Genomic DNA, 13000 nt, shown 5'->3' with positions numbered 1-13000 from the left:
CAAAAGAACAAAATGAATAATAACGAACAAAGACTAAATCAGTTAAAGCAGGCAGTACTTCAGAAAAAATTGAAAGGGCGGATCCCAAATAACCAGATTGAAGAAAGATATCAGCCAGTTAGCAGAACCGATCCTAAACAGGAGTTGCCACTCTCTTGGTCACAACAGCGTTTGTGGTTCTTAGCTAAACTCGATCCTGCAGCCCAAACCGCTTATCACGTGTCAGATGGCTTATATCTGCACGGATTATTGAATCTGCCTGCCCTAAAAGCTGCCTTAGATCGCATTGTTGCACGTCATGAAATCTTGCGAACCACCTTCAAAATGGTCGAAGGGCAGGCTCGGCAAATCATTGGTAGCCCAGATAGCGGTTTCTCTCTTACGGTACACGATTTCAGTTTATTACCGATTACAGACCAGCAAGTTGCTATTGAAGAGTCCGCGAAATTTGAAGCCACTCATCCCTTTGACTTTGGTGAAGGGCCATTGATCCGTGCCCAATTGCTCAAGCTCGCCGAAAAACAGCATATCTTGTTGTTAACTCAGCACCACATTATTACGGACGGCTGGTCTCTCAATATTCTGATGAATGAGCTTTCTATCCTTTATCAGGCTTTCACTCAGGGATCACCCGATCCTCTACCACCGTTGACACTCCAGTATGCTGATTATGCACTTTGGCAGCGGCAATGGTTACAAGGTGAATTTCTGGAAAAACAAATAAACTATTGGCGTCATGAATTACAAGGTATTCCTGCATTGTTGGAACTGCCTACCGATCATACGCGTCCCTTAGCACAAAGTTACCGCGGCGATCAGGTCATGTTCACCTTATCCCCGCAACTCACTTCTGGATTAAAAACCTTAAGCCAGCGGCATGGCACTACCTTATTTATGACATTGTTGGCAGGTTGGGGAGCTTTATTGTCACGGTTAAGTGGACAGCAGGATATAGTGATTGGCACTCCCATGGCAAACCGACAACACAGTGACTTAGAGCCTTTAATGGGCTTCTTTGTCAACACGCTGGCGTTGAGAGTCAAATTGGACGATGATCTAACTATCAGGGCACTATTGGCTAGGGTAAAAACCCTTGCCTTGGAGGCTTATGCCCACCAAGATTTGCCGTTTGAACAATTGGTTGAAGCATTGCAACCACCACGGAGTCTAAGCCATAGCCCAATCTTCCAAGTGATGTTTGCTTTGGATAATACTAGGAAACAAAAGTTCGAATTAACCGGTTTGACACTTACGGAGGTGTCATTATCTAGGAAAAATACCCAATTTGATCTGACGTTGTCGCTTAACGAAACTGAAGAAAGTATCACAGGATCTCTGGAATATGCGACAGACCTGTTCGAGCGGGCGACGGTTGAACACATTAGCGGCTATTTCACTAATGTATTGGAGGCAATGGTAACCGATGATAGTCAGCGAGTCGCGCTTCTCCCGTTACTGACATCATCGCAACGGACTAAATTATTGAGCAATTTTAACGACACAGCGAAAAACTACCAGCAAGATATTTTCATCCATCAACTGTTTGAACAACAGGTACAACGCACTCCAGATGCCATTGCCGTGGTTTTTGCAGACCAATCGTTGAATTACCACGAATTGAATCTCCGCGCCAATCGTTTGGCACATTACCTGATTGCGTTGGGGGTACATCCTGGCTCTTTGGTAGCAATTTATACTGAGCGTAGCTTAGAAATGGTGATCGGTGTACTTGCCATTTTGAAAGCGGGAGGGGGATATGTGCCACTTGACCCAACTTATCCTACTGAACGATTAGCGTATATGCTTAATGATGCCGCGCCCGTTGTTTTAATTTCTCAAACCGATCTGCCTGATATACCAAATTGCTCTGTGCCTACCGTGTTTCTCAATGATTCAGTGCAATCTATTGTAGCTTCAGTATCAATACAGGATGCTGATCCTCAGGTGTTAGGTCTGACTTCGCATCACTTGGCCTATGTTATCTATACTTCCGGTTCCACAGGTCAACCCAAGGGGGTTATGGTAGAGCATGCTAATGTCAGCAACTACTTACAATGGGCTCAAAGTTATTATTTGGCAGACGGGCAACTGGATAGCCTTATTTCATCTCCATTAGCTTTTGATGCCACAGTTACCAGCCTCTATTTACCTTTACTCTGTGGCGGCAAGATCCGTTTGCTTCATGACAGACAGGAACTGACTGAATTACTTCCGGCATTGTTGTCGAGTGAACAGTATACGTTAGTGAAAATTACTCCCCGTCATCTCTCGGCGATAGGCCAAGAATTGCAATTGATGGGACAAAAATGCCCTGCACATTGCTTTGTCGTGGGAGGAGAGGTTCTTCCCAGTACAACAGCAGCACTCTGGCACGAATTATCGCCAGAATCACGAATTATTAACGAGTATGGACCAACAGAAACTACTGTTGGTTGTGTTGTATTTGACAGTAGTCACCAGCGCCGTCATTGTTTGAGCCGTTTTGTTAATAATGTGCCAATTGGTCACCCTATTGCCAATACCCAAATTTATATCCTCGATATTCACGATCAGCCTGTTCCGATCGGTGTAACGGGAGAAATCCATATTGCTGGTGCCGGTGTTACCCAAGGCTACCTTAATCGCCTAGAACTGACTGCCGAGCGTTTTATTATTGACCCGTTCTCCTCTGAGCAAAATGCCCGTATGTATAAAACGGGCGATCTCGGTCGCTGGCTGCCAGACGGCAATATCGAATACTTAGGCCGTAATGACTTCCAGGTCAAAATCAGGGGATTCCGCATTGAATTGGGTGAGATAGAAACTCAGTTGGCTGGATGCACAGGGGTTAAGGATGCCATTGTTATCGCAAGAGAAGACAATGGTGGAGATAAGCGGCTGGTCGCTTATTTAATCCCTCACCCCAATATGACCCTGAATGTTGATAACTTGCGTGAACAGCTCCAAAGCAGTTTGGCAAGTTATATGATCCCCAGTGCATTTGTCACACTGGAAGCCTTTCCGTTAAATCAAAATGGCAAGATAGACCGATCTGCTCTACCTGCACCAGATCGCACAGCTAGTGCCAGCCGTGAATATGCGGCGCCACAGGGGGATTTTGAACAGCAACTGGCTGCTATTTGGCAGAATCTGTTGAATCTGGAACAGGTGGGGCGGTATGACAATTTCTTTGAACTGGGCGGGCATTCGTTACTAATTGTTAATCTGATTGAGCAATTGCGTCAGCAAAAGCTGACTCTGAAAGTCAGTGATGTTTTTTCATCCCCTACTCTAGCTAATATGGCAAACCATTTGGTTAATGAGACTGCTGGTAGCTCCATAGCACAGGCCATTCCGCCAAATTTGATCATAAAAGATTGCCGCGTTATTACTCCTGATATGCTGCCATTGGTGTCATTGACCCAAGAACAAATTAACCAAATTGTTGCCAGTGTAGCCGGTGGTGTGAGCAATGTTCAGGATATTTATCCACTGGGGCCCTTGCAGGAAGGGATTTTTTTTCATCATTTGCTGGAAACCCAAGGTGACACTTATCTGAACAGTCAGCTTATCAGCTTTGATAATCGCCAGCGACTGGATATGTTCTTACGGATACTGCAACAGGTGATCGACCGTCATGACATTTTACGCAGTGCTGTCCACTGGCAAGGGTTGCCAGGACCAGTGCAGGTTGTTTATCGCCAGGCCTCACTGCCTATCACCGAATTAGTCCTGTCATTAGAAGAAGATGCTGAACAACAATTACGCCGCCGGACTGATCCCCGTCTAATACGCTTAGACATTATGCAGGCACCATTATTATCAGTCAGTTTTGCGAAAGACCCCCATAGCGAGAAATGGCTGCTAGCCTTGTTGCACCATCATCTGGTTTGTGACCATTTGTCACTGGAAATCATTTTTAATGAGATCCAGAAGCTACTATCAGGACAAGGCGACCAATTACCGCCTCCACTGCCTTACCGTAACTTTATTGCCCAAATTCGTTCCGTGCCTGTCGAGAATCATCAACCTTACTTCCGTCAGTTGTTGGGAGATGTGGATGAGCCTACCTTGCCATTCGGATTAACAGGTGTACAAAACAACCATACTGAGGTAACAGAATCAATTGTTACACTGGATAAAGAACTTAGCAGAAAGATAAAAGATTGTGCTCGCCAACAGGGGGTTAGTGTAGCTGTATTGTTCCATGTCGCCTGGGCACAAGTTCTGGCCTTGTGCAGTGGACGTGACGATGTTGTTTTTGGCACTGTGCTACTGGGGCGTTTGCAAGGAGGTTCAGGCACTTCTCAAATACTCGGAATGTTCATTAATACCCTGCCTGTGCGTATTTTGCTACAAGATCGTACGGTTCAACAAACGGTACAAGAAACTCATCAGCAGCTCAGTGCATTATTAGAGCATGAGCAAACGCCACTCGCCATTGCCCAGCGTTGTAGTGGTGTTCAAGCACCGCTACCACTGTTTAATAGCTTACTGAATTTCCGCCATAGCCAGAGTGAAACTCAACAAACCACCTTACCGGCTTGGGATGGAGTTCAGATACTCTCCGATAAAGAACGAAGTAACTCCCCTTTATCGCTGGACAGTCACTATTCTTTATCGCTGGATGTGGATGCTTTTGATGATGAGTTTGCTTTAACAATTCAGTGCCCTCAGCAAATTAATCCTGAACGGATTAATAATTATATTAATTCAGCATTAAATGGACTGGTGACAGCACTGCAACACTCCTCTGAACAAGCTGTCCAGTCTCTCAGTATATTGCCTGAAAATGAACGAACTCAATTACTGGTGGACTTTAATCCTGTTTCGGTAACTGATTCACAAAATATCCTGCTTCACCAATCTTTCGAACAGCAGGCAGAACGCACGCCGGATGCTATCGCTTTAATCTGGGCAGAAACTCAACTCAGTTACGGGGAACTCAACCGACGAGCAAATCAACTAGCTCATTATCTGATTGCATCTGGTATACAACCAGATGATCGCGTGGCAATTTACGCCGAACGTAGTTTAGAACTCATCATTGGTTTATTGGGCATACTAAAAGCGGGGGCAGGTTATGTTCCGCTAGCAACGGAATATCCCCGCGAACGGCTATCTTATATCTTGTCAGACAGTGCTGCCGTATTATTGCTCACTCAAAAACACTTACAGCCTCATCTGTCTGACACTGAAATACCTACATGGTCACTGGATTGTGTTAGTCATCATGAAACTGTGGCGAAACACTCTGCCGAAAATCCTGAACCATATCGACTAGGATTACAGCCTCATCATCTGGCCTATGTGATTTATACTTCCGGCTCCACAGGTTTACCGAAAGGAGTGATGATAGAACATCACAATGTGATGAGCTTCGTTGATGCACAATTGCAGGTAAACGAACTTAAAGCAACCGATCGTGTTTTACAATTTACTTCTGTTGCATTTGATACCGCTGTATCGGAAATCTTTCCAACCTTTGCTGCTGGAGCTGCATTAATTCTACGACCAAACCATCTGCAAATCCCCGACGCTGAATTTAACGCTTTTCTACAAGAGCAGAGAATCACGACTCTTGATGTTCCAACCGCTTTCTGGCATTTGTGGGTACAGGAACTTGTTGCAGCCCGTTGTCAATTTAGCCCTTATTTACATACGGTGACGGTGGGAGGAGAAAAAGCACAATCTCGCTATTTACAGGATTGGCTATCATTACCAGAAACCCAACACTGTCGTTGGCTTAATGCCTATGGTCCAACCGAAACGACAGTCACTGCCACTGCCTTGGTAGTGGATAACGCCATGCATCCAGTGATGGACAACCTTCCGATTGGGCGCCCTCTCACCAATAGCAAACTATATATTCTGGATACACAAGGCCGTCCCGTCCCTACAGGTGTCACGGGTGAAATTTACATTGGTGGCACAGGAGTTGCGCGTGGTTATCTGAATCGCCCTGAACTGACTGCGAAGTGCTTTATTCCAGATCCATTCTCAACAGCGTCAAATGCCCGGATGTACCGGACAGGGGATCTCGGTCAATGGTTGCCAGATGGCAATATCAGTTACTGGGGACGCAATGATTTTCAGGTCAAAATTCGGGGGTTCCGTATTGAGTTGGGAGAAATTGAAGCTCAGTTGGTTGCCTGCCCCGGTGTTAAAGATGCGGTAGTCATCGCGCGTGAAGAAAAGGACGGTAATACCAATCTGGTAGCCTATATTATCCCACGATCAGATGCCACGTTGGATATCATTCAGTTACGTGAGCAATTAGGTACACGTTTAATGGAATATATGCTGCCCAGTATCTTTGTGACACTGGATGCTTTCCCACTTACCCCAAATGGAAAAGTAGATCGCAAGGCATTGCCAACACCTAAACAGACAGATGTCATCAGTCGTGAATATCAAGCTCCTGTCAACGCAACTGAACAGCAATTAGCCACTATCTGGCAAAATCTGCTACAACTGAAGCAAGTAGGACGTCATGATAACTTTTTTGAATTGGGAGGACATTCTTTACTGGTCATTAGCCTAATAGAACAACTGCGCCAATGCGGCTTTATATTGCAAGTCAGTACCGTATTTTCATTTCCTGTCTTAGCAGATATGGCAAGCCATCTAATTAATAAGACTGCTGACGATTCTACAGCCCAAATTATTCCACCTAATTTGATCACAAATGACAGTCAGTTTATCACACCTGATATGTTGCCATTGGTATTGCTAACACAAGAACAAATTGATCAAATCGTTGCCAACGTGGTTGGGGGTGTTAGCAATATTCAAGATATTTACCCACTGGGGCCATTACAAGAAGGGATTCTGTTTCACCATTTACTGGAAACAAAAGGTGACATTTATCTGGACAATATGATGATAGCCTTTGACTGTCGTGCAAGGCTGGAAACATTTTTGCAAGCACTACAGCAGATAATCAACCGTCACGATATCTTACGTAGCGCAGTTCATTGGAATGATCTTCCTGAACCCGTGCAAGTTATTTATCGTCAAGCACAGCTTCCCATTACCGAACTGACATTATCACCCGAAAGTGAGGCTGAGCAGCAATTACTCTATCATACTGATCCACATTTGATACGTCTGAATATCACACAGGCTCCATTATTGTCAGCCACCATTGCCAAAGATCCCCATAGTGGAAAATGGCTGCTGGCCTTGCTACATCACCATCTGGTTTGTGATCATCACTCACTGGAAATCATATTCAATGAAATTCAGACAATACTCTTGGGGCAAGGCAATCAACTTCCCCCTCCTCTGCCTTACCGTAACTTTATCGCCCAACTCCGCATGGTGCCTCTTGAACAACATCAAGCTTACTTCCGCCAGCTTTTAGCTGATGTCGATGAACCGACTTTGCCTTTTGGTTTGTTGGAAGTTCATGGCGAAAACAGTGACCATTTCGCAGAAGCTGAATTCGAATTAGAGACATCACTGGCACAAGCATTGCGAAATTGTGCTCACCAACAAGGAGTCAGTTCAGCAGTATTGTTCCACGTCGGCTGGGCACAAGTACTGGCACAATGCAGCGGACGAGATGATGTTGTTTTTGGCACTGTGCTGTTGGGACGTTTACAGGGAGTAGTCAATTCAGACAAAACTCTCGGTATGTTTATGAATACCCTTCCCATCCGCATTAAATTAGGTGGTTTTACTGTGCAGCAAGTTGTCCAGCAGACTTACCAGGTATTGAGTGAATTATTGGAACATGAACAAGCTCCGCTTTCATTGGCACAACAATGCAGTGGCGTCAAGGCACCTTTACCTCTGTTTAACAGTCTGTTGAATTATCGCCACAGCCCAAATAATGATAATGATCAGAATACGCGCTCTGCCGAGGAAGGTATCGAACTGTTAAGTTCTAATGAACGTACCAACTACCCACTAAGTTTGGCAGTTGATGATACTGGACAGGGATTCACACTGACCATGCAGTGTGTATCATTCCTTGATCCCAAACGGATTAACGCCTTCATGCACACTGTGCTATGTGACTTAGTCGAGATGTTGCAAAACTCACCAGAACATACCTGCCGACAATTGAACATCTTGCCACAGGCAGAACGTATCCAACTCTTGCAAACATTCAACAATACTCATATTGAATATTCGCAGGATGATTTAATCCACCAACGCTTTGAGCAACAAGTGGAATATTCTCCTACAGCTATCGCCTTAATTTACGGCGATCAACAATTGTGTTACGACGAACTGAACCGAAAAGCTAATCAGTTAGCACACTATTTAATTGCACTTGGTATACGCCCAGATGATCGGGTGGCAATTTGTGTTGAGCGCAGTCTGGATATGGTCATCGGCTTATTAGGCATATTGAAAGCAGGCGCTGGTTATGTTCCTCTTGATCCAGATTATCCTACTGAACGATTGTCCTATATGCTGTCAGACAGCCAGCCTGTAGTATTACTGACCCAATATGCCCTGCAAGTTCGTTTCTCCGATACAGAAATTCCCTTATTGGTACTGGATGATAGTGAGTACCAGGCAAAAATCAAAAATCAGCCAGATTGTAATTTGTCAGCCTCTGATTTAGGCGTTACATCACGTCATTTAGCGTATGTACTGTATACCTCCGGCTCAACAGGGCTACCCAAAGGGGTAATGATAGAACATATTAGTGTGGTTAACCTGCTACTCTCAATGCAAGAGATATTGCAAATTACTACTGACGACACAATGCTCTTCTCCACTACCATTGGCTTTGATATAGCCGGGCTGGAGCTTTATTTACCCTTATTCAGCGGCAGCCGTATTGTCTTAGCGCCATCACGAATAGCCAAAGATCCCGAACAATTGGCAACATTAATTGCATTACATCACATCAAAATTGTACAGGCTACACCTACCGCCTGGAGAATGTTACTTGATTCTGGATGGATAGGTGCAGACATCAAGGCATTAAGCGGTGGTGAAGCGCTATCTCACGAACTGGCACAACGTTTAAAACAAAAAGTTAGTAGCTTATGGAATCTGTATGGACCAACGGAAACAACTATCTGGTCAACAGCATCCACTAATATTTTGATCGAGCAAATCAACCATCACACGAAATCTCAAATAACGATTGGTCGTCCAATAGCCAATACGCAAATTTATTTACTTGATAAACACAACCAACCTGTCCCCATTGGAGTAATTGGTGAAATTCACATCGGAGGTATCGGAGTGGCTCGCGGTTATTTGAATCGTCCAGAACTTACCAATGAACGCTTTGTTCACAATCCGTTCAGTGAGCAAGTTGATGCGCGAATGTATAAGACAGGAGATTTAGGACGTTGGCTTCCTGACGGGACTATCGATTATCTCGGACGTAATGATTTTCAAGTCAAGATCCGTGGTTTTCGAATTGAACTGGGTGAAATTGAAGCCAAATTACTAGCCTATCCTGGGATCCAAGAAGCGATTGTGATGGTACGTGAAGATATCACTCATGATAAGCGTCTGGTAGCTTATCTGGTTTTACAACCAGAGATTACCCTGAATTTGGAACAATTACGGGAAACTTTACATACCAGTTTGCCCCACTATATGATCCCCAATGCTTTTGTAACATTAGAGTCATTTCCACTAACGCCAAATGGTAAGCTGGATCGCCAATCTTTACCATCACCAGATTCGTTTGCTGTGATTACTCAAGATTATGAAGCACCTATCGGTGAAATAGAGAATATCATTGCTGGAATTTGGCAAGAAAACCTCAGATTAGACCGTATCGGACGGCACGATCATTTCTTCGAACTCGGTGGGCACTCTCTATTAACATTACAAATTGTTGCACGCTTACGTCGAGCTTTAAACACTAATCTGGCTTTAAACATCAATATAGCAATACGAGATCTATTCCTTCACCCAACAATCAGTAAGCTTGCCTGTTACCTGCAACAGCTTTTATCCGGTAACCATCAGGAACAACAAAAAAATATAGTCACTATCCGCCAAGGCAAAGGTGAATCGTCACTGCTTCTTGTCCATCCAGCAGGAGGTAGCATCCACTATGCTTATGATCTTGCCACTCATATTCATGATCAAGACATGACAATTTATGGAATTACCGCCAGTGATAGATTCGGAGATGAAAATCTTCAATTAACGTTTAGCGAAATGGCTAAAGAGTATATTACCTCTATTCGTCAAGCCCAAATATCGGGACCTTATACGATTGCTGGATGGTCAATCGGCGGAACTCTTGCATATGAAATAGCCAACCAATTGATAGCTGAGGGAGAAACTGTCAATTTCATAGGATTAATTGATTCGGTTGCCCGTTATCAAGATACATTCACTCAGGAAGAGAAACAGGCTGGATTACTCTTTAATGCAAAAAATACTTTGTATGACTTACTAACAGAAGAGATAGATATTTCCCCTCATGTGGATGAGGAATTACAAAGGATTACAGATAAATATGACTACAATACCCTACTGGCTTTTGCTCAGCAGAACATTGCTAGGAAAAAGAAACATGATATTTGAAACGATAAAAATAAAATCCTGCCTTAAAATGATTACCTTCATTTTTAGCTCAAGCTTACTGGGGGGCTGTCTTCATCACGCTCCTACGACACAAGCTAATAGTCATTTGGATAAATATGCAGAAATACGTCGCACCAGTTTAGGCATTCCACATATTAAAGCCAAAAATTGGGTTGGATTAGGTTATGGCTATGGTTATGTTCAGGCCCAGGATAACCTTTGCACTCTGGCAGATTCCTTTCTGACTTATCGTGGCGAACGATCCCGATATTTTGGCGGAAAAGCCACACTGGTTTATGAAGGGATTACAAATAAAGTGAAAAATCTGGATTCTGATTTTTATCACCGCCATATTCTCTCAGAAGATATGCTGGAGCGTATGGTTCAAGCCCAACCTGAAAAAGTCAAACAACTTGTTTCCGGCTTTACGGCTGGTTATAACCGATACCTGCACGAATTACCCCTTCATAACACTGCTCATCAGGCTTGTCGCAATAAGGCCTGGGTCCAGCCAATCAGTGAACAAGATATTTATCGACGTATGAATGCTGTGTTATTTGCAGAAGGGTATAGCCTTATGTTAACTAACATTGTCAGTGCCCAACCTCCCACTACTTTATCAACTACGGATATTTCAACCTCAGAATTACCGATGTCGATAGCTTCATTTCGTTTGAACAGATTGGTAAATAGAGGCATTGGCAGTAATGTTTATGGATTTGGAACACAAGCCACTCATTCAGACTCCCCTCTATTATTTGGCAATCCGCATTGGTTTTGGTTTGGCCCAGACCGTTTCTACCAAGCTCAATTTACAATCCCTGGTGAAATCAATGTCAGTGGGGCGTCATTCTTAGGGATTCCCATTATCCAAATTGGCTTTAACAATGATATTGCATGGAGTCACACTAATTCGGTAACGGCTCGCATGGGGTTTTATGAACTCAGTCTGGCACCTGATGATCCATTAAGTTACCTCCGTGATGGTAAAAAAATAAAAATGCAAGCCAACACCATTACCGTTCAAGTTAAACAAGATTCTGGCGCTTTGATTCCCGTTACTCGCACATTGTATAAGTCAGAATATGGGCCACTGGTGAATCTTTCCCCACTACGTTGGGACACAGAAAAAGCATTTGCAGTTCGCGATATCAATCAAGACAATTTCCGCTTATGGCGAAACTGGTTACGCTGGGGTCAATCCCGTTCTCTTGACGAATTTATTGCTATCCAACAGCAAGAAGCGGCTATGCCTTGGGTGAATACCGTCGCCGTTGGTCGTGGCAGTGATCAGGCCTGGTATGCGGATATGGGGGTCGTCCCTAATGTTTCCCCAGAGCAAATGAAAATTTGTACCACCAAATCCCGCCAAATCTTGGCTGCCCGATTAGCTCCGGGGATCCCATTTTTTGACGGTTCACACAGTTTCTGTGATTGGCAGAGTGACCCTGATTCAGTTCAAGCAGGTGCTGTAGGACCAGCGCGAATGCCTAATTTGCTGCGTACTGATTATGTCGCCAATATGAACGACAGTTATTGGCTTACCAATCCCCAAGCACCTTTAACGGGTTATCCTGTCATCTTTGGCCCCGATGGTAATAAACCTGTCAGTATGCGTACACGCTTAGGCCATATCATGGTACAAGAACGTTTGAAAGGTCATGATCAGTATCCGGGGAAATTCATCAATAATGAAGTACTCCAGAAAATGGTTTTAAACAGTCGCGTTTTGACTGCTGAATTATTCAAATCCCAACTGTTAGAAAAAGCCTGTCACTCACCGCTGGTCGATATACAACATGACCCTCTGAATGGCATAACCTACTCCTCTCCGCAACGCGTTAATATAACCTCAGCCTGCCACATTCTAAAAACTTGGGATAATAGTGGTAATATCACCGCACAAGGAGCACATATTTGGGATGGTGTTTGGGACCGTTTGCTGGATTTACCGGATCATATTTTATTTGCCATTCCGTTTAACAAAAATGATCCATTAAATACACCACGTAAGCTCCATGCTGATATAACAGAAACACTCCGGCAAGCACTGGGAGCCACCGTACTGGATTTAAATCACCGTGGATTATCACTGAATGCACAACGAGGTGACTATTTATATTTACCGCGAGGAAATAATCGGGTTCCTTTATATGGTGGCTGTGACGAAATCGGATATTTCACTATCGCTTGTGTAAAAAAAATCGATGATACAAATCTCGATATCTTTGGAAACAGTTACTTACAGCTTATTAGCTTTCCGAATAATAAAGTAGAGGCTTATACTGCATTATTAACCTCATTATCAGATGATCCTGCTTCGCCACATTATAGTGACTCCACCCGTTTCTATAAGGCTAAACAATGGTTACATTTACCATTTGAAGAATCAGACATTGTCTCAGATCCAAATTATCGTCTTTTGATTTTAAAAGATTGATGTCTGACGTTATTTGAGAAACTTCGAAAGAAGTATGTAGAAGTTATCGAGATCAAATAG

2 protein-coding genes are annotated in these 13000 nt (G+C 43.8%); both read left to right on the top strand.

From position 1 onward, the window contains the following. Window positions 1-12 precede the first annotated feature (12 nt). The gene (locus AAC852_RS03870) at window positions 13-10500 is read left to right on the top strand and encodes an amino acid adenylation domain-containing protein (protein WP_340619899.1); all 10488 of its coding nucleotides are present in this window, start codon (window positions 13-15) and stop codon (window positions 10498-10500) included. Continuing rightward, window positions 10490-12940, top strand: coding sequence for a penicillin acylase family protein (locus AAC852_RS03865; RefSeq protein WP_340619898.1), 2451 nt, complete (start codon window positions 10490-10492; stop codon window positions 12938-12940). Before AAC852_RS03870 ends, AAC852_RS03865 begins: the two co-directional genes overlap by 11 nt. Window positions 12941-13000 lie beyond the last annotated feature (60 nt).

The sequence above is a fragment of the Xenorhabdus siamensis genome (assembly GCF_037996745.1).
GTDB classification, from domain to species: domain Bacteria; phylum Pseudomonadota; class Gammaproteobacteria; order Enterobacterales; family Enterobacteriaceae; genus Xenorhabdus; species Xenorhabdus indica.
Note: the sequence above shows the minus strand (reverse complement) of the source record. Positions and strands in the feature narration are given on the sequence as shown.